Origin of the sequence: Ectothiorhodosinus mongolicus, from assembly GCF_022406875.1 — a bacterium.
Taxonomy (GTDB): Bacteria; Pseudomonadota; Gammaproteobacteria; order Ectothiorhodospirales; family Ectothiorhodospiraceae; genus Ectothiorhodospira; species Ectothiorhodospira mongolica.
Genome location: NZ_CP023018.1, coordinates 1,221,176 through 1,240,508 on the forward strand (window position 1 = coordinate 1,221,176; position 19,333 = coordinate 1,240,508).

The window sequence follows — 19,333 nt, forward strand, 5'->3', positions numbered from 1 at the left end:
CGACCGGCTGCCGCCGTTAAGGCTTGCGTGATCCTTCTAGCAGGGCCCAACCTTCGCGAATAGCGGCCAGACGCATGGAGAAATAGGGCTGATAGCACTCAATTAGCGCCTCCACTTGACGCTCTAGCAGGCCGGCGAGGATTATCTTGCCGCCAGTGATGGAGTGGGCTGCCAGCAGCGGTGCCAGCAATTCCAGTGGCTTGGCGAGAATATTGGCAATCACCAGATCAAAGCGCGCATCAGCTGGCAAGGCATCCGGCAAGCCGACCTGTAAATCCGTTTCAGGGATGTGATTGCGCTCGGCATTATCACGAGTAGCCAGCAAGGCTTGGGGGTCAATATCAATGCCCACGGCATGTTTGGCCCCCAGCTTTAGGGCGGCAATGGCCAAGATGCCTGAGCCGCAGCCATAGTCCAGCACGGAGTCTGTGTTTTGGACATGCGCATCCAGCCAACCTAGGCAAAGCCCTGTGGTTGGGTGGGTTCCCGTACCAAAGGCTAGACCCGGATCTAGCGTGATATTGATGGCGGCTGCCTGCGGAGCTTGGTGCCAGCTGGGCACAATCCATAGCCGCTTGCCAAAGGCCAGGGGTTTGAAATCTGCCATACAGGCGCGGACCCAGTCTTGATCCTCGATGGTCTTGATGGCGACGGCGTTGGTTTCAATAGGCAGGTGTGCACAAAGCTCGGTGACAATCGTGTTTAAATCATATTCGGCTTCAAAATGCGCATAAAGCACCACGTCTTGCCACAAGGGGGTTTCCCCAGGAAGGGGTTCGAGCAGGGGTTCGTCACCGGCGTCCTCTAAAGAGACCGAACAGGCCCCTAGCGCCCAGAGTAACTCTTCAGCGATCTCGGCCTGGGTCGCCGACAAAGATAATGCCAGTTGCTGCATCAGCTATTGTCCGCTTGCGCCTTGAGTTTTTTCTCCAGGTAATGGATATCCGTGCCACCATTTTCGAAAGCGGCATCATGCAGTAGTTCACGGTGCAAGGGGATATTGGTCTTGATGCCCTCAATCACGATCTCAGACAGTGCGCCACGCATGCGAGCTATGGCGATCTGGCGGGTTTTTCCATAGCTAATCAGCTTGCCAATCATCGAGTCATAATGGGGCGGGACGCGATAACCGTTGTAAATATGCGTATCGACGCGAATGCCGGGTCCGCCGGGGCTGTGGTACTGGGTAATCGTCCCCGGTGAGGGCATAAAACTCTGCGGATCTTCAGCATTGATACGGCATTCGATGGAATGGCCCCGCAGTTTGACCTGGTCTTGAGTGAAGGATAAAGGCTCGCCAGCGGCGACTTGTATTTGTTCGCGAACCAGATCGATGCCACTGATTTTTTCGGTAACGGGATGCTCCACCTGCAGGCGGGTATTCATCTCGATGAAATAAAACTCGCCGTTTTCATAAAGAAATTCAAAGGTGCCCGCACCACGGTAGCCTATGCGTTGACAGGCTTCCACGCAGCGCTGGCCGATTAGCTGACGCTGTTCTTCGCTGATGCCGGGTGCCGGCGCCTCTTCGATGACTTTTTGGTGGCGGCGCTGCATAGAGCAGTCGCGCTCGCCCAAACAAATGGCATTGCCATGGCTATCAGCGATCACTTGGAATTCGATGTGGCGCGGTTTTTCCAAGTACTTTTCCATATACACCACGGGATTATTAAACGCCGCTTGAGCTTCATTACGGGTCAGCGAAATAGCATTGAGCAAAGCGCCATCGGAATGCACCACCCTCATGCCCCTACCACCGCCGCCGCCAGCGGCTTTGATAATCACCGGATAGCCGATTTCCTTGGCCAAAGCCAAGTTCTTCTCAGCATCATCGCCCAATGCGCCCCCTGAGCCCGGCACACATGGCACGCCTGCCGCCTGCATGGCAGCTTTTGCTGAGACCTTATCGCCCATCAAACGAATGGTCTCAGCACGCGGCCCGATAAAGACAAAGCCACTGGATTCCACCCGCTCGGCAAAGTCGGCATTTTCCGATAAAAAGCCGTAGCCCGGATGGATGGCTTCGGCGTCAGTGACCTCGGCAGCGCTAATAATGGCGGGAACATTGAGGTAGCTTTCGTTGGATCTGGCTGGGCCGATGCAGACCGTTTCATCGGCCAAGCGTACGTGTTTGAGGTCGCGATCAGCGTCAGAATGCACGGCAACCGTTTTAATGCCCATTTCACGGCAGGCGCGCAAGATGCGCAGCGCAATTTCCCCGCGATTGGCGATGAGGATTTTATCAAACATCAGTCAGTCTCAATCAATGACAAACATGGGTTCGCCGTATTCCACGGGCTGCCCATTTTCCACCAATACCGCCTTGATCACACCAGCGCGGTCAGCTTCAATCTGATTGAGCATTTTCATGGCCTCGATAATGCACAGCGTGTCACCGGCTTTCACACTTTGGCCGATTTCCACAAAAGGCTTGGCGCCGGGCGAAGACGAGCGATAAAAGGTTCCCACCATCGGTGCAGTGATGGCTTCGCCGCTGACTTCTTCAGGCATATCCGCGGTCGCCTCTGGGTTGCCTGAGGGCGATGCCGCCGTTGGTGCGCTGGCAGGCGGCGCGCTGTATTGCGATGGCAGGATCATGGTGGAGCTGCTGCCGGCAGGTGCGCGGGTAATGCGGACCGATTCCTCCCCCTCCTTAATTTCAATTTCATTGATACCCGATTCTTCGAGCAACTCGATGAGTTTTTTAACTTTTCTTATATCCATTAGAGGTTAGCGACTTTGAGTTTTAGAGAGGGCGGCTTGCAGCGCGAGTTCGTAGCCGACAGGGCCCAGACCCATGATGACACCGGCAGCGATATCCGAGAGATAAGACTGGTGGCGAAAGGCTTCGCGCGCAAAGATGTTGGAAAGGTGAATTTCAATAAACGGGATGCTGACCCCTAAAAGCGCATCACGCAAAGCGATGCTGGTGTGGGTTAAAGCCCCCGGATTAATGATGATGACATCGATGCCTTCGCTGCGAGCTTGGTGAATGCGCTCCACCAGTTCATGTTCAGCGTTAGACTGAAAACTGAGCAGCTCGCACTGACGCTGTGATGCCTGCGTCTTGAGGGTGGCAATGATGTCATCGAGGGTTTGAGTGCCGTAGACATTAGGCTCACGCTGGCCAAGAAGATTTAAATTGGGACCATTGAGCAACAGAAGTTTTGACATAATGAAGACACATCCTGATTGGATCGAGCCAGAGTGATGCCCGATGAAGTGTCAGGATTTTGCCGCAGTTGTACTTGGCTGTCCAGTGATCTGCTTTAAAGGCGCATTTTCGACGACATTGGCTTCAAAATACGCGAAGTTACGCGCATATTAAGTCTGTCAAACCTTAATACGCGACAGCCCCTTGTGCATGGCTAACGAAACTGCCTGCGCCAATATAACCGACTAGCCGATAGTCTCGCAGCTCTTCGCCCGCGGTATCAAAGAAAATCATCGCGGGTGGGCCGAAGAGTTCAAAACGCTGCATCAACTGACGATCCTCTGCGGTGTTGGCGGTGACATCGACTTTTAGCAAGCGCACTCCCTCCATGGCAGCAATCACCGCGGGATCGCGAAACGTGGTGCGTTCCAAACGCACACAATCCACGCACCAGTCGGCATAGAAATCAAGCATAGTGGGTTGATTTTGCTGGCGGGCCATCTGCAGTTCTTGCTCCAGCTGCTCGATGCTTTGCACGGGTCTGAATACTAGTTCAGCCTGCTGTTGTTGGCCACCACCCATGGCCAGCCCGCTGAGCGGCCGGAAAACGTCACGCGCCCCTGAGGCAGCCCCGATCATCAACAAGATGCCGTAGACCATGAGCACTAAGCCAAAGCCTTTCCAAAGCCGACGCCAACCACTCACGTCATCAGCCAGGTTGGTGAGCGCACCCATATAAACAGCCGAGACGATAAGCAATACCGCCCACAAGAGCATGGTGGCCTGAACAGGGGCAACGCGCTCTAACAGCCAAATGCCCATCGCCAGCAGTAGCACGCCAAAAACGGCCTTGACCGTATCCATCCAACCACCGGCTTTGGGCAGAATTTTACCGGCTGAGGTGCCCAGCAGCAGTAGCGGTAGCCCCATGCCCATACTTAAGCTAAATAGTGCTAATCCACCCAAGACTGCATCGCCTGTCTGACTGATATACAACAGCGCGCCTACCAAAGGTGCGGTCACACAGGGCCCGACGATCAAAGCAGATAAAAAGCCCATAATCGCCGCACCCAATAAAGTGCCGCCTTCCTGCTTATTGGAGATGTTGGCCAGCCGAGTTTGGATGCTGGTAGGTACTTGTAGCTCGTAAAAACCGAACATCGACATGGACAGGGCGATAAATACAGCGACAAAGCCACCGATGATCCATGGGTTTTGGAAAGCCGCCTGTAAGTTGGCGCCCGCTAGGCCTGCGAAGACACCCGCCAAGGTGTATGTGAAGGCCATCGCCAGAACAAAGACCAAGGAGATGAAAAAGGCTTTGCGTGTAGTGAGGTTTTTCTGCCCGACGATGATATTGGATAGGATGGGTATCATCGGGAACACACAGGGTGTGAAGGTCAGCAGTAAGCCAAAGCCAAAAAAGGCCAGAGCTACCAGCCAGAATCGACCATCGGCAAGCTGTGCGGCAATGCGGTCTTGCTCAGATACCGGAGCGGCTGAACGCGTGTCCACAGTCGGGGGGCCGCGCGGTGGAGTGGCCAGACGAAATTCATTCAGTAGGACCTCAGCGGTTTGAAAATGCGGTGGATAACACACGCCAAGATCAGCGCAACCCTGCGAGCGCGCGCGAACGGTGAATGACTCAGGCGCATCCGTGTCTCGATCAATACTGATGCGGATTTGAATGAGATCACGATAGGTTTCAACGCGGCCAAAGAACTCATCTTCTTTCCAAGTGCCTCCCGGGCGGTCAATTTCACCCATGCGAACGCCATCGGTTTGCAGTTCGAATTGGAACTGCTCGCCATACATATAGTAGCCCGGTGCAATGCGCCATTCGGCCACCAAAGTGCTGAAGTCTTCCATGTAGGCCTCAAAAGCAAAGGCCTCGTCAGGGGGCAGCAACTCATCATCCATAAATGCCTGCGCCTGCCAGGGCAGAAGCATGATGAGGCCAAGTAATAGTATCTTGATGAGGGCTTGCTTCATGATGAACAGCTGTCCTTAATCCAATTCAAATATGGGGTCAGACCCCGCAAGGTTGGTATGGTTTCCGTCCTGGGTGCGTTCATGGCAGAACAATCCTTGCTTCCATGCCTGCAAGCAGGCCGTGGTCACTTCCTGGTTCAAAGCTGACCTCGAGCGCGTAAAGGCCGGGTTGATCAGGCAAGGACTCCTGGCCAATGTGGCTGACCTGAGCGTCATACTGTTGCTGACCGATCCGCACCAGTACGGAGTGGTTTTGCGATGCCCGGGCCAGCTGTGTGTGAGTCACTAAGGCTCGCGCTAGCATTCGCTGTGCATCAGCAATGATGATTAAAGGCTCAGCCTGCAAACGATTGTAATTCAGTGCTCCGGCTGGGATTAGAACATCGATAACCCGCGCATCCCAAGGTGCTATGAGCTGAGTGTATTCAAGCTCTAGCCTGGCCTGAAGCAGTTCAGCCCTAGCCTGCTGATGCTCGGCGCGGGCCATCGATAAGGCGATTTCGGATAGGGATAATTCACGCCGCGAGATCAAGGTTCGATCGTACATCTCCTCGGTGCGTTCAAATTCTCTTTGCGCCTCCTCATAAGCCAGACGCAATCGATGTTCCTGAGCCTCGGCCCGCATCAGTTGCGCTTCTGCACCCCGGCTATCCAGCTGCATCAGAACATCACCCTGCTTGACTGCATCCCCCGCTTGCACAGCGATATGCGTCACATAACCGGAGACCGAGGTCGCCATGCTCAGGCGCTCAGCCCATTGCAGCCGTGCCTCTAGCTCTTGCGCCAGCAAAGTCCCTGGGATAAAAAACAGCGGAAGAAAAAACCAAGCCAAAGGTTTCATGATCCATCGCCTCGCAATGTCAGGGTGCTGAGCTCCGGCTCTCCGACCAGGATGGCCAGACGTTCCCAAGCCAAGGCCAGACGAAACTCTGTTTCTGCAGTAAACAAGATTGCTTCAGACTGGCGCATCATAGAGTCGCCGAAATCGGTGGCCACCTCCATCTCATAAAGTGATCGACTGCGATCCAGATATAGGTCTCGGTAATCGGCATGAATTTGCGCTTGCTCGCGTTGTGTCCGCAATCTTTGGATCTCCAGCCAGGTATCCAGCAGTTCTTGACGCAGCCTAAGTTCAAAAAGTTGTAGCTCAGCAATCACAGCATGATGCGCAGCTTGAGCGCGCACTAGCGCGGCATTCTCTTGCCCCCCTTGATAAAGGGGCAAATCCAGAACTAGGCCAAGCATATATGGGTTACGATCGCCGCCGAATTCTCGGTTCCACCAGCCAGCTTGGGCCTCTGCGCTCAGCGTGGGGCGCCGCTGAGCTCGGGCGGCAGCCATCGCTTGGCTCGCGGCCTCAAGCTCTAGTCTATGGGCAAGCAACTGCGCATTAGACTGCATGGCTTGAGTCAGTAATTCATTAAAGTCGACTGCCTGCCGATCATTACCCCGCAGTTCCGGGGCCCGCAATTGTGCCGGCAGTTGTTCAGGGCGATTCAGGATATTGGCCAAGTGTTGGCGTCTGGCACGTTGCTGTTGCAGGCTAGACAGACGCTGCAGTCGCGCCTGCTGAAAGTGGTTTTCGTCTGCCAATAAGTCCACATCAGAAACCCGCCCCAGCTCATGCCGATTTCTCTGTCTATTGAGCTCCACGAAGGCTACCGCCATGGCCTCATTGTCTCGGGTATAGGTCAGATCAGCCAGTAGCACATCGAAATAGGCCGCCATAATGTTTAAGCGATGTTGTTGGCGCTGTTGAGCCCATTCGAGTTCGCGGCTGCGGATTTGGGTTTGTGCTGAGTTCTGCAAAGACCGACTGCGACCGAAATCATACAGCGGTTGGCGCGCGCTCAATAAAGCGCGAGAATCATCATTATCTCGAATAGGCGCCTGTGGGTTTGGGTCGATCCAGCGGGGGTTAAGTTCCAGGCCAAGCTGCAATCTGTTATGGCTCTGTGCCTGCAGCGCTTCAGCCTCTGCGGCCATTTGCTGGGCGCGATACCACTGAAGATGGGGATGCGCTTCATCCGCTAGAGTGAGTGCTGCATGAAGCGTCAATGGGCTTGGCAAGACATCGGTTTGGCCAGCAGACCAAGGCGCCAGCCAGAGCAGCATCAGGCAAAGATGCGGTCTCAAAGCGCGCATTTTTTGAGGTTCAAAGGTCGCGCGCAGCTTGTTGGCGTTCGCGACGATAACGGCTAAACGGCTGCTCTTTATAGGCACCGCTAACCACATATTCCCCCAACCAAATGAATTCTTCAGGTGTGGAGGTGGCACCCGTTAAACGCGCGATAGGCTCGCCCTGCAGATCATAAAACTGAAATACAGGCGTTGCCCTTACCCGATTGCCCTCAAAAGCCCACTCGCGCTCGGTCGTCGTGTTTCCCTGAAAATCATTGATTTCAATGGCGCCTTCAACATCCACCGAAAAGCTAGAGAAATGTTCGCGAAAGAAATCCTGGACCTCACGTTGATTGAGAATGTTCTCCTTCATGCGGTGGCAGAAAGGACATTCATCCATCTCAAAAAACACCATGATGGCGGTTTTTCCGTCAGCCTTGGCGGTTTCTAATTCTTCCTGAAAATCACCAAAAGTTGGCTGGAAGAAATACTCATAGGGATCACGCTCCTCCGCCATTGAAGGTGCGACAAGCATCATTGCAAGTGACAGCCCAAAGGCCAGTCTGGCAAAGAAGTTCGAACGCTGCAGCCGAGACGGCATAATGACTCCTGATTCAGGGGTATATTACGATTGGCGATAAGATCATAACAGCAGAGTCGTGCCCGAGGAATCCTGCGCTGCATCATCCTATGCCCATTTTACCCAAGCCTAGTTGGCCTGTTATAAGAGGTTCAAAGGGGGTAAGAGATGCCAACGTTTCCTGTGTTTTTGGCGCTATTTTTCATCGTGCCATTGGTCGAGATTTTCATCTTAATCCAGATGGGGGGCTGGATCGGCGTCTGGCCTACCGTCGCGCTGGTGATCTTTACCGCTGTCCTCGGGGCTTATTTGTTGCGGTTGCAGGGTTTTGCGACCTTGCGTCGATTTCAGCAAAGCTTGGATCGTGGAGAGCTCCCAGCCACACAACTGGTCGAGGGGTTTTTCCTATTATTGGGCGGGGCATTATTACTCACTCCGGGTTTTTTTACCGATGCGATTGGCTTTGCCTGTTTGATTCCGACCACCCGAGTGCTGATGGCGCAAGCAGTGATCAAGCGAGGCCTGATTCAGGCGCACTCGCGTTCCAGTGCCTCTGAGCATGATGGTGCGGGGCCTGCTTCTGGCGCAGGAGATCGCCGTACCATTGAGGGTGAATGGGAGCGTGAGCCAGACCCGCCGGGAAAGGATAAAACTCCTTAGCCCTTGACATCCAGAAAACCGATCCTATTATTGGCACTCACCCAAGGGGAGTGCTAACAATCCCCTTGACCCATAGAAAATGTTTCAACCCATCGTTTTACAAGGAGTCAAGGTCCATGAAAATCCGTCCGTTGCATGATCGGGTGATCATCAAGCGCATGGAAGAGGAGCGCACCAGCCCCGGCGGCATCGTGATCCCCGACAGTGCTGCTGAAAAACCCATTCGCGGTGAAGTCGTCGCCGTTGGTAAAGGCAAAATTCTGGAGAGTGGTGAAACACGCGCCCTGGATTTGAAAGTCGGAGACAAGGTCATGTTTGGTAAGTACTCCGGTACTGAAGTCAAGGTTGATGGCGAAGATCTGCTGGTCATGCGTGAAGAAGACGTCATGGCTGTGATCGAAGGCTAAAGCCCAGCGTACCCCCGCCAAAACAATCGATTTCAAGAGGAATAAAACGAAATGAGTGCAAAAGAAGTTCGCTTCGGTGATGACGCCCGTTCGCGCATGGTGCGTGGCGTAAATGTCCTTGCCAATGCTGTGAAAGTGACCCTCGGCCCCAAAGGCCGCAATGTGGTCCTGGAAAAATCCTTCGGTGCCCCCACAGTCACCAAAGATGGTGTGTCTGTCGCCAAAGAAATTGAGCTTGAGGACAAGTTCGAAAACATGGGTGCGCAGATGGTCAAAGAAGTCTCCTCACAGACTTCTGATGTCGCCGGTGACGGCACCACCACCGCAACCGTGCTGGCTCAGGCCATCGTTCGTGAAGGCATGAAAGCAGTCACTGCTGGCATGAACCCCATGGATCTCAAGCGCGGTATTGATAAAGCCGTGATTGCTGCTGTGGAACAGCTGGCCAAGCTTTCCAAGCCTTGCACCGACACTAAAGCCATTGCGCAGGTGGGTACCATCTCTGCCAATGCCGATGAATCTGTTGGCCGCATCATCGCCGAAGCCATGGAAAAAGTCGGCAAGGAAGGCGTGATCACCGTGGAAGAAGGTTCCTCGCTGGAGAACGCTTTGGATGTTGTCGAAGGCATGCAGTTCGACCGTGGTTACCTGTCGCCGTACTTTGTTAACAACCAGCAGAACATGAGCGCTGAGTTGGACGATTGCTTTGTGCTGCTGCACGACAAGAAAATCTCCAATATCCGCGAATTGCTGCCTGTGTTGGAAGGCGTGGCCAAGTCTGGCAAGCCGTTGCTGATCATCGCTGAAGACATCGAAGGCGAAGCACTGGCTACTTTGGTGGTCAACAGCATTCGTGGCATTGTTAAAGTTGCCGCCGTTAAGGCGCCGGGCTTTGGTGATCGTCGCAAAGCCATGCTGCAGGACATCGCCATTCTTACTGGTGGTCAGGTCATCTCTGAAGAAGTGGGTCTGTCGCTGGAAAAAGCCTCAATCGAAGATCTCGGTCAGGCCAAGCGCATTGTGGTCACCAAGGAAAACAGCACCATTATTGATGGCGCTGGTAGCCCTGCTGATATCAAGGCGCGCGTCGAGCAGATTCGTGCTCAGATCGAGGAAGCGACCTCCGACTACGACAAGGAAAAGCTGCAAGAGCGTGTTGCTAAGCTCGCTGGCGGTGTGGCCGTGATCAAAGTTGGTGCCGCAACCGAAGTCGAAATGAAAGAGAAGAAAGCCCGTGTGGAAGATGCGCTGCATGCAACCCGCGCAGCTGTGGAAGAAGGTGTGGTTCCTGGTGGTGGTGTTGCTTTGGTACGTGCTTTGGAAGCCATGGGCAAGCTCAAGGGCAGCAATCACGATCAGGACATGGGTATCGCCATCGCCATCCGTGCGATGGAAGAGCCTCTGCGCCAGATTGTCTCCAACTGTGGTGAAGAGCCCGCCGTAGTGATGAACAGCGTGCGTGAGCTGAAAGACAGCCACGGTTATAACGCCGCTTCTGGGGAATATGGTGACATGATCGAAATGGGTATCTTGGATCCCACTAAGGTCACGCGCACCGCGCTGCAGAACGCCGCTTCTGTGGCAGGTCTGATCATCACCACGGAAGCTATGGTGGCTGAGAAGCCGAAGAAGGAAGAGCCTGCTGCCCCGGGTGGCATGGGCGATATGGGTGGCATGGGTGGTATGGGCATGATGTAAGCCCGTCACCGCTTGGTGTCACAAGGGCCCCGCATTCGCGGGGCCTTTTTTATTTACCCCAGAAGACTTTTCAGGTTGCTCAGATGCGCACGCGCCGTCAGGCGCGCCTCTTGCGGATCGGGCGGTGCTTTGTCTGGCCAAACCAAACACTCCGACGGCAGTTCTTCGAGGAAGCGGCTCGGCTCGCAGGCCTGTACCTCACCAAAGCGCGCCCGTTGGTGGTTATGGGAGATACACAGGGTTTGTTGTGCACGGGTGATGCCAACATAAGCCAGGCGTCTCTCTTCCTCCAATGCGTCCTGTTCTAGGCTGGTGCGGTGCGGCAGCAGTTCCTCCTCAAAACCCACCAGGAACACATGCGGAAACTCTAGTCCTTTGGCGGCATGTAGGGTCATTAAATGCACGCCATCAGCCTCGTTCTCACCGCTGGCACGATCCAGCATGTCCAGCAAACACATATGCGCGACAATATCCGCCAAAGATCGGCCCTGTTGGTCGTCTTGTTCACGGCTCAGGCGACCAATCCAATCGACCAGATCTTGCACGTTGGCGATGCGCTTCGCGGCGACTTTGGGATTGCTGGATTGATCTTGGAGCCAGTCCTCGTAAGCCACTTCTCGAATCATGGAGGCCACAAGTTCAGCCGGCGGTTGTTCATCCATTTGGCGCTGCCATTCGCTAACCAGATCGGCGAACTGTTCTAGGCGCAGTGCGGCCTTTTGCGATAGCACCTGTTGCAAGCCCATCTCCATGCTGGCAGCGAACAGGCTGAGTCTGCGCTCCCCGGCATACCCGCCAAGTTTTTCAAGGGTTGAGGCGCCGATTTCGCGACGTGGCACGTTGATGATTCTGAGATAAGCGGCGTCATCATCCGGATTAGCCAGCAGGCGCAGATAAGCCAATATGTCCTTGATTTCCGATCGCTCAAAAAAGCTTTGGCCACCGCTGATGTGATAGGGAATCCGGTTTTCCCGTAGAAGCTTTTCAAAAACACGCGATTGCTGATTGCCGCGGTACAAAATTGCGTAGTCGCGATAGTTGCTGCGTGCTTTGAACCGATGTTTCATGATTTCTGAAACGACTCGCGCGGCTTCATGATCCGGATCTTTACAGCTCAGGATACGAATCGCCTCGCCTTCACCTAGAGCGCTCCAAAGTCGTTTGCTGACCTCATGGGGATTATTATCGATGAGCTGATTGGCGGCTTTTAAAATGACATTGGTCGAGCGGTAATTCTGCTCCAGTTTGATGAGCTGCAGACGCGGAAAGTCCTGCTTAAGCTGCATGAGATTTTCCGGACGCGCCCCTCGCCAAGCGTAAATCGACTGGTCATCATCACCCACAGCAGTAAGTCCACCCTCAACATCCACCAAAGCTCGCACCAAGGCATACTGGCCGGCATTGGTATCCTGATATTCATCAACCAGTAGATGGCGAAAGCGCTCGCGCCATTGTTGTCTGAGCGTAGGATCTCGTTGCAGGAGTTGCGCAGGAAGCAGCACTAGGTCATCAAAATCCACGGCATTGTAGGCGCGCAGCGCTTGTTGATAGCGCGCGTAAAGCTCGGCGTGGCGAATGTCTAATTCATCTTCGGCTTGTGCCAATGCTTGCCCCGGATCCAGCAGATCATTTTTCCAACCACTAATGCTGTCTCGGGCAACAGCCAGCAGCACATCATTGCTATCCCGCTGCGTGATTTGTTTGAGCACATTTAAGGCATCAGCAGCATCAAAAATGCTAAAACCGGGTCGCAAGCCTGTCTGTTCTGGCTCGCGGCGCAGAAAATTCAGACCAAAGGTATGAAAAGTCGATACGGTCAGCCCCCGAGTCTGTGACTTATCCAAGAGATCGCCGACCCTATGCTGCATTTCCCGAGCCGCTTTGTTGGTAAAAGTGATTGCTGCAATGCGCCGCGCCGCAATACCATGGTCACGAATCAAATGCGCAATCTTTTCCGTAATGACACGAGTTTTGCCGCTGCCAGCACCGGCCAAAACCAGTAGTGGGCCAGAAAGATGCTCAACGGCGGCGCGCTGTTGTGGATTAAGTGACTGCATGGATAGCCAGAGAAGAGATGACTGGGCATGTTAACGGAATTTGCTGTGATGGAGTGAATGTCGATGTTGGAGATCAATGATCAGGGATGGGTTCGGGGTGCCCACCAATTGCCCTCTCCCAATCAGGACGATCGCCCCCTAGATTGCCCGCTGGAATTGGTGGTCATTCATGCCATCAGTCTCCCCCCCGGTGAATTCGGTGGACCCTGGATTGATGATCTGTTTGGCAATCAACTCAACCCCCAAAGTCATCCTTATTTCGCGCAAATCGCAGAATTACGGGTATCTGCGCATGTCTTGATTCGTCGTCAAGGACAGATCACTCAATATGTAGGTTTTGACCAGCGCGCATGGCATGCCGGCGTCTCCCGTTACCAGGGCCGTGAGTCTTGCAATGACTTTTCCGTAGGTATTGAGCTGGAAGGGGACGAGGATACAGTTTTTACCACTGAGCAATATACGGCCTTGACCCAACTATTACGCGCCTTAGCGGATAAATATCCCAGCCTGGCAAAGCCGCTTTGCGTCGTAGGCCATGCGGATATTTCACCGGGGCGTAAAACCGATCCGGGCCCGATGTTTGATTGGGAATTTTTGCGTACATCGCTACGTGCAGAGGGCCTCAACGAGTGTCGGCTTGGGGTGTCTCACTAATGACCATTTTTCGTCTTGATTTATTGCGCCATGGCGAACCTCAGGGGGGCGCACGTTTTCGTGGTGATGGCGTTGATGACCCACTCAGTGATTTGGGCTGGCAGCAAATGTGGTCAGCCATGGGCGGTGAGGATTTGCCTCACGCCTTGCCTTGGACGCAAATCATTAGTTCTCCGATGCAGCGTTGTCAGAGTTTTGCGCGCCGCTTGGCTGAGTGCACTGGCTTGCCCCTAGCCATCGAGTCCCGATTTCGCGAAGTGGGTTTTGGGGCTTGGGAAGGGCGTACCCGAGCCGAATTGCGCGCTCAAGGGCCAGAATACCAGGCCTTTTTTGCCGACCCTGTGAACGCGCGTCCGGCGGGCTCGGAACCCCTGGAAGATTTCTATGCGCGAGTCATTCACGGGCTTGGGCACATACAGCAAGAGTATGCAGATCAGCATGTCCTGCTGGTGACTCATGCCGGGGTGATTCGCGCCACGATTTGCTACGCCTTAGATATCCCGCTAAAAGCCATGTATCGTATCAAGATTCCCTATGCCGGCGTGACTCAGGTTGAAGCCGATCAGATGGGCTTGAGCCTGATGTATGTGAATCGTCTGCAGGGCTTGGCTCCGTGATAAACTTGACCATCTGAGTACCCACTTGCTGAGTTTGAACATGAGTGCTTTTTTAGAAACCGCGATTGCTGCTGCGCAAAGCGCGCAAACAGTCATCAGCCATTACTACCGCCAAAATATCGACATTACGCTCAAAGCAGATCAATCACCGGTCACCGTAGCCGATGTAGAGTCGGAAAAGGCTATCAAGTCGGTGATTTTTGCGCGCTTCCCTGAACATGGTTGTTTTGGGGAGGAAACCGGTCAAGAACGCATGGATTCGCCTTATTTGTGGCTGATTGATCCTATCGATGGGACCAAAAGCTTTGTGCGGCAATATCCCTTTTTCTCCACGCAGATCGCCCTTCGCCACGGGCAGGATTGGTTGCTGGGCGTTTCCAATGCTCCAGAGTTTGCGCAGCTTGCCCATGCCGAACAAGGCGGTGGTGCATTTCTAAATGATCGGCCAGTGCATGTCAGTGAAGTTACTCAGCTGGCGGATGCCACGCTCTCAATCGGCAATGTCAACACGCTTGCCGGTAGTCCAGGTTGGCAGGGCTTGGCGAGCATTGTGCAGCAAGTGAATCGCACTCGCGGCTATGGTGATTTCTACCACTACCACCTGTTGGCTTCAGGCAGTATTGATCTGGTGATTGAATCGGATGTGAATATCTTGGATATCGCTGCTTTGGCAGTGATTGTGCGCGAGGCCGGAGGGGTTTTTACAGATTTAGAGGGGCAGCCATTGTCATTGAGGACCACCTCGGTGCTGGCAGCGGCCACTCCGGAGCTGCATCAGATCGCTTTACAAGCCATTCGTAATGCCTAAAGCTTGCGACCGTCTCTGAGCGGCTTCCAGATGCCGTCATACAGGCCATGTGCGGGCATGAAGTCCGCCTTGTAAGCCATTTTGTGGGTCTCCTGGTTCCAATAGCCCAGATACAAATGGGGTCGCTGCTGCTTTTTGGCGTAAGCGATCTGCCAAAGAATCGCGTAAGTGCCAAGGCTGCGGCGCTCTGCCTCTGGATCAAAGAAGGTGTAGACCGCAGAAAGTGCCCCAGGTAGTTCGTCGATGACAGCCACACAAAGTAGTTGGTCACCCAGCGAAAACTCCACCAGTAGGGTTTTGCACCAAGTGCTGTGAATGAACGCCCAATAGCTCTCTGAGCTGGGGTTATCCATGCCTCCGCCTTGATGGCGATGATTGACATAGGCTTCGTAGAGTTTGAAATGGCGCGGGTCATAAACGGCATCGCGGACCTGCACGCTCAAGTCTTTATTGATGCGATGCACACGACGTTGCTTGCGATCGGCTGCAAAGTCGTTTGTGTTAACGCGCATTGGCACACAGGCCGTGCAATTGCGGCACTGATGACGGTAAACATGCTCACCGCTACGCCGAAAACCCAAACGTATCAGCCGGCCATAAGTCGCGGCATCCATGGGTTGGTGCGGGTCGGCAAACATGCTCACCATATCCCGATCCCCCAAATATGGGCATCTGTCCGGAATGGTGGCATAAAACATGGGCTGACCCCTCGTGTTGGAATCAAAGCGTGCAGTAAAACTGGGAATTTGTCGCTGATGTGGGTCAGATGAACGGGATATAAGCGATATTGACAGGCCGTGGTATTATTTATGGCTATGCGTGAAGCTCAAAAAACATCGCTGGAAGAGGCGCTTAGCCGACGTATTCTGATTCTCGATGGCGCCATGGGAACGATGATTCAGTCCTATGGCCTCGTTGAGGAGGACTACCGCGGTGAGCGTTTTGCTGACTGGCCCTCCGATCTTAAGGGCAACAATGATTTGCTGGTGCTGACCCAGCCACAGATTATTCGCGAAGTGCATGGCGCATATTTGGAAGCCGGCGCCGATATCATTGAAACCAACACGTTCAATGCGACGCATATCGCCATGGCTGACTATGCCATGGAGGCCTTGGTGCCTGAATTGAATCGCGAAGCGGCGCGCCTTGCCAAAGAGGTAGCGGCTGAGTATTCGCTGAAAACACCAGATCGGCCGCGCTTTGTTGCCGGTGTCCTGGGGCCCACCAATCGCACGGCCAGCATCTCCCCAGACGTCAATGACCCGGGAAAACGCAATGTCGATTTTGACACGCTGGTGACCGCTTATCGTGAAGCAACTGAAGCTTTGCTGGAAGGGGGGGCGGACCTTCTGATGATCGAGACCGTCTTCGATACTCTCAATGCCAAGGCCGCAGTCTTTGCACTAGAGACCCTCTTTGAAGAGTCAGGCTCGCGAGTGCCCGTGATGATCTCGGGCACCATTACCGATGCCTCCGGACGTACGCTCACTGGCCAGACCACAGAGGCTTTTTGGAATAGCTTGCGGCATGCGCGGCCATTGGCCATCGGTCTAAATTGCGCCCTGGGTCCAAAAGAGCTGCGGCCTTATGTTGAGGAACTCTCACGTATGGCCGATACCTTTGTGTCGGCTCATCCGAATGCCGGCCTGCCCAACGCTTTTGGTGGATATGACGAGACGCCGGAACAAATGGCCCAAGAGATTGGCAGCTGGGCCAAAGATGGTTTTTTAAATATTGTCGGTGGTTGCTGCGGTACGACGCCAGAGCATATCCACGCTATTCGGGAAGCCGTTGAGGTGCATCCACCGCGATCTATGCCCAGTATTTCGCCTGCTTGTCGCTTATCGGGGCTTGAGCCTTTCAATATCGGCGCTGAAACCTTGTTTGTGAATGTTGGGGAACGCACCAATGTCACTGGGAGTGCCCGCTTTAAGCGCCTGATTAAAGACGGTGAGTACGAGACTGCCCTAGAAGTAGCCGCCGAGCAGGTACAAAACGGCGCGCAGATCATCGATGTGAATATGGATGAGGGCATGTTGGATGCTCTGGCAGCCATGCAACGCTTTCTCAATCTAGCTCAGGCTGAACCCGATATCGCGCGTGTGCCTGTGATGATCGATTCCTCCAAATGGGAGGTGATCGAAGCGGGCCTGAAATGCATACAGGGTAAAGGCGTGGTGAACTCCATTTCGCTCAAGGAAGGCGAAGAGAGTTTTGTGTATCAGGCCAAGCTATTGCGTCGCTATGGTGCCGCTGTGGTGGTTATGGCCTTTGATGAGCAGGGGCAGGCAGATACTCAGGAGCGCAAGTTAGAGATTTGTAGCCGGGCTTACCGCATCCTCACCGAGGACGTCGGCTTTCCCGCTGAGGACATTATTTTCGATCCCAATATCTTTGCTATCGCCACTGGTATTGAAGAACACAACAACTATGGCGTCGACTTCATCGAAGCAACTCGGGCAATTAAGCAGCAGCTGCCGCATGCCCTGATTTCCGGTGGAGTCTCCAACGTCTCTTTCTCATTTCGCGGCAATAATCCGGTACGCGAGGCCATTCACTCAGTATTCTTGTATCACGCCATTCGTGCCGGTATGGACATGGGCATTGTCAATGCCGGGCAATTGGTGGTCTATGACAATATCGATGAGGATTTGCGCGAGCGGGTCGAGGATGTCGTTCTCAATCGTCGAGATGATGCCACTGAGCGCTTATTAGATATCGCCGAGCGCTATCGGGGTCAGGAAGGCGAGGTGCGTAAGGAAGATTTAGCTTGGCGTGAGTTGCCCGTAGCCAAACGTCTAGAGCATGCCTTGGTCAAAGGCATTGATGCCTATGTCGTAGAAGACACCGAGGAAGCGCGCCTGAGCTTTGAGCGGCCAATTCAGGTGATTGAAGGTCCGCTGATGGACGGCATGAATTTTGTCGGCGACTTGTTTGGGGAGGGTAAGATGTTCCTGCCTCAGGTGGTGAAATCGGCGCGGGTGATGAAAAAAGCCGTGGCCCACCTGATTCCCTATATCGAAGCTGAAAAAACCGATGACAGTAAGAATAACGGCCGCATCCTCATGGCGACGGTCAAAGGCGATGTGCATGACATCGGTAAAAACATCGTCGGTGTGGTTCTGCAATGCAATAACTTCGAGGTCATTGATTTGGGCGTGATGGTGCCCGCGCCAGTGATTTTAGAAAAGGCCAATGAGCATCAGGTGGATGTCATTGGCTTATCTGGCCTGATCACACCTTCGCTTGAAGAGATGGCGCATATGGCATCAGAAATGCAGCGCCTGGATATGAGCATTCCTTTGCTAATTGGCGGCGCCACCACCTCGCGCGCCCATACCGCGGTTAAAATCGCCCCAAATTACAAAGGTCCAACCGTCTGGGTAAAAGACGCCTCACGCGCTGTGGGCGTGGCACAAAGTCTGGTGAGTCCCGAGTTGCGTGGGCCTTATGTGGAAAAAATACGCGCTGAATATGAGGATGTGCGAACCAACCATCATGCGCGGCAGAAAAAACAGGATTGGTTAAGCTTGGAAGACGCTCGAGCCAACGCTACGCCAGTGAATTGGCAGGAGTACCAACCACCCCGACCCGCAGTGTTAGATGCTCAAAAAGGCATGGATCTTGGCGGCCCGGCACCAAAAGTGCTCCGCCCCAATGGGTCAGACAGCGCGCTCTTGTGCTTTGATGATTATCCGTTGCAATTGCTGGTGGACTACATCGACTGGACTCCCTTTTTCCGAGCTTGGGATTTACATGGATCATATCCTCGCATCTTGGATGATGAAATCGTCGGTGAGGAAGCACGCACCTTATTCGCTGAGGCTCAGCCCATGCTGCGCACCATCATTGCTGAGCGCTGGCTAACCGCCAAAGCGGTGCTTGGGTTTTTCCCGGCACGCTGCGTCGATCATGATGATATTCAGTTGTATCATGATGCCGCTGGCACAGAGCCTTTGATGCGCTTGCATCATTTGCGTCAACAGGTGAGAAAGCCTCGTCAGGCACCCAATATGTGTTTAGCGGACTTCATTGCCCCGCTGGAACTCGGCCGCGAGGACTATCTCGGCGGGTTTGCCGTTACAGCCGGTATTGGGCTGGATGAGCATGTGGCTCGCTTTGAAGCAGCCCATGACGATTACTCAGCCATCATGATAAAAGCGCTGGCAGATCGTCTGGCTGAGGCCTTCGCTGAGCACATGCACGAGCGGGTGCGTCGCGAATTCTGGGGTTATGCTGCCGATGAAACACTCAGTAATGAGGATCTCATTGATGAGCGCTACCTAGGTATTCGTCCGGCACCAGGCTATCCCGCCTGCCCCGAGCATACGGAAAAAGGATTGCTGTGGACTTTGATTGACCCCGTGACGCACGCCGATATGACCCTGACGGATAGCTATGCAATGTCACCCGCATCATCAGTCTCTGGGTTTTATTTTTCCCACCCGGAGTCACGCTACTTCGGCGTGGGCAAAATAAATCGCGACCAGGTCGAGCAGTATGCGCGCCGCAAGGACATGCCCTTGGAACAGGCCGAGCGTTGGCTCGCTCCCAATTTGGGGTACGACCCCGATTAGGATGTATG

The 19,333-nt window shown here is 54.0% G+C and carries 17 protein-coding genes; 7 read left to right on the plus strand and 10 right to left on the minus strand.

All coding sequences use genetic code 11. The features are described 5' to 3' along the window. Nucleotides 1-16: 16 nt before the first annotated feature. The 8 genes from prmA to CKX93_RS05815 all read right to left on the minus strand — a co-directional run bounded on the left by prmA (nt 17) and on the right by CKX93_RS05815 (nt 7,868). Entirely contained in the window at nt 17-895 is an 879-nt protein-coding gene (gene prmA, locus CKX93_RS05780; RefSeq protein WP_076755726.1) for a 50S ribosomal protein L11 methyltransferase, read from the minus strand. Next, nucleotides 895-2,250 carry an acetyl-CoA carboxylase biotin carboxylase subunit gene (gene accC / locus CKX93_RS05785; protein WP_076755727.1) on the minus strand — a complete coding sequence of 452 codons (1,356 nt, stop codon included), beginning with the start codon at nt 2,248-2,250 and terminating at the stop codon, nt 895-897. Before accC ends, prmA begins: the two co-directional genes overlap by 1 nt. A 9-nt stretch (nt 2,251-2,259) precedes the next feature. Then, entirely contained in the window at nt 2,260-2,724 is a 465-nt protein-coding gene (gene accB, locus CKX93_RS05790) for an acetyl-CoA carboxylase biotin carboxyl carrier protein (protein WP_076755728.1), read from the minus strand. Nucleotides 2,725-2,730: 6 nt separating this feature from the next. Beyond that, nucleotides 2,731-3,174, minus strand: a complete 444-nt coding sequence (aroQ, locus tag CKX93_RS05795) for a type II 3-dehydroquinate dehydratase (RefSeq protein WP_076755729.1) — start codon at nt 3,172-3,174, stop codon at nt 2,731-2,733. Nucleotides 3,175-3,340: 166 nt separating this feature from the next. After that, nucleotides 3,341-5,146 carry a protein-disulfide reductase DsbD gene (gene dsbD / locus CKX93_RS05800; RefSeq protein WP_076755730.1) on the minus strand — a complete coding sequence of 602 codons (1,806 nt, stop codon included), beginning with the start codon at nt 5,144-5,146 and terminating at the stop codon, nt 3,341-3,343. A gap of 79 nt (nt 5,147-5,225) precedes the next feature. Next, complete coding sequence (locus CKX93_RS05805) at nt 5,226-5,987, minus strand: efflux RND transporter periplasmic adaptor subunit (protein ID WP_076755731.1); 762 nt, start codon at nt 5,985-5,987, stop codon at nt 5,226-5,228. Continuing rightward, complete coding sequence (locus tag CKX93_RS05810; protein WP_084178670.1) at nt 5,984-7,291, minus strand: TolC family protein; 1,308 nt, start codon at nt 7,289-7,291, stop codon at nt 5,984-5,986. The genes CKX93_RS05805 and CKX93_RS05810 overlap by 4 nt, the downstream gene beginning before the upstream one ends. Before the next feature lie 10 nt (nt 7,292-7,301). Then, nucleotides 7,302-7,868 carry a thioredoxin family protein gene (locus tag CKX93_RS05815; protein WP_076755732.1) on the minus strand — a complete coding sequence of 189 codons (567 nt, stop codon included), beginning with the start codon at nt 7,866-7,868 and terminating at the stop codon, nt 7,302-7,304. A gap of 147 nt (nt 7,869-8,015) precedes the next feature. On the opposite strand from CKX93_RS05815, the gene CKX93_RS05820 reads away from it, so the two are divergent. From CKX93_RS05820 to groL, 3 genes are all read left to right on the plus strand, one after another. After that, nucleotides 8,016-8,507, plus strand: coding sequence for an FxsA family protein (locus tag CKX93_RS05820; RefSeq protein ID WP_076755733.1), 492 nt, complete (start codon nt 8,016-8,018; stop codon nt 8,505-8,507). A 116-nt stretch (nt 8,508-8,623) separates the two neighbouring features. Beyond that, entirely contained in the window at nt 8,624-8,914 is a 291-nt protein-coding gene (gene groES / locus CKX93_RS05825; RefSeq protein ID WP_076755734.1) for a co-chaperone GroES, read from the plus strand. 51 nt (nt 8,915-8,965) lie between these two features. Beyond that, entirely contained in the window at nt 8,966-10,612 is a 1,647-nt protein-coding gene (gene groL / locus CKX93_RS05830) for a chaperonin GroEL (RefSeq protein ID WP_076755735.1), read from the plus strand. 53 nt (nt 10,613-10,665) lie between these two features. Here the strand turns inward: groL and CKX93_RS05835 are convergent, their stop codons facing one another. Further along, nucleotides 10,666-12,669, minus strand: coding sequence for a UvrD-helicase domain-containing protein (locus tag CKX93_RS05835; protein ID WP_076755736.1), 2,004 nt, complete (start codon nt 12,667-12,669; stop codon nt 10,666-10,668). A gap of 63 nt (nt 12,670-12,732) precedes the next feature. Here CKX93_RS05835 and ampD point away from each other — a divergent pair, with 63 nt between their 5' ends. The 3 genes from ampD to CKX93_RS05850 are packed head-to-tail and all read left to right on the plus strand — an operon-like array spanning nt 12,733 to nt 14,748. Then, nucleotides 12,733-13,323, plus strand: a complete 591-nt coding sequence (ampD, locus tag CKX93_RS05840; protein ID WP_234982822.1) for a 1,6-anhydro-N-acetylmuramyl-L-alanine amidase AmpD — start codon at nt 12,733-12,735, stop codon at nt 13,321-13,323. Then, on the plus strand, nt 13,323-13,940 hold the full coding sequence (locus CKX93_RS05845) for a histidine phosphatase family protein (RefSeq protein ID WP_076755738.1): 618 nt from the start codon (nt 13,323-13,325) through the stop codon (nt 13,938-13,940). Before ampD ends, CKX93_RS05845 begins: the two co-directional genes overlap by 1 nt. Nucleotides 13,941-13,980: 40 nt before the next feature. Continuing rightward, a complete protein-coding gene (locus CKX93_RS05850) occupies nt 13,981-14,748 on the plus strand; it encodes an inositol monophosphatase family protein (protein WP_076755739.1) in 768 nt (255 codons plus the stop codon). Here CKX93_RS05850 and CKX93_RS05855 read toward each other — a convergent pair. Beyond that, the gene (locus CKX93_RS05855; protein ID WP_420828614.1) at nt 14,745-15,542 is read right to left on the minus strand and encodes an arginyltransferase; all 798 of its coding nucleotides are present in this window, start codon (nt 15,540-15,542) and stop codon (nt 14,745-14,747) included. The two genes, CKX93_RS05850 and CKX93_RS05855, sit on opposite strands and share 4 nt — an antisense overlap. Nucleotides 15,543-15,563: 21 nt before the next feature. Here CKX93_RS05855 and metH point away from each other — a divergent pair, with 21 nt between their 5' ends. After that, nucleotides 15,564-19,325 (plus strand): methionine synthase, encoded by a 3,762-nt coding sequence (metH, locus tag CKX93_RS05860; RefSeq protein ID WP_076755953.1) that lies wholly within the window; start codon nt 15,564-15,566, stop codon nt 19,323-19,325. Nucleotides 19,326-19,333: the final 8 nt, after the last annotated feature.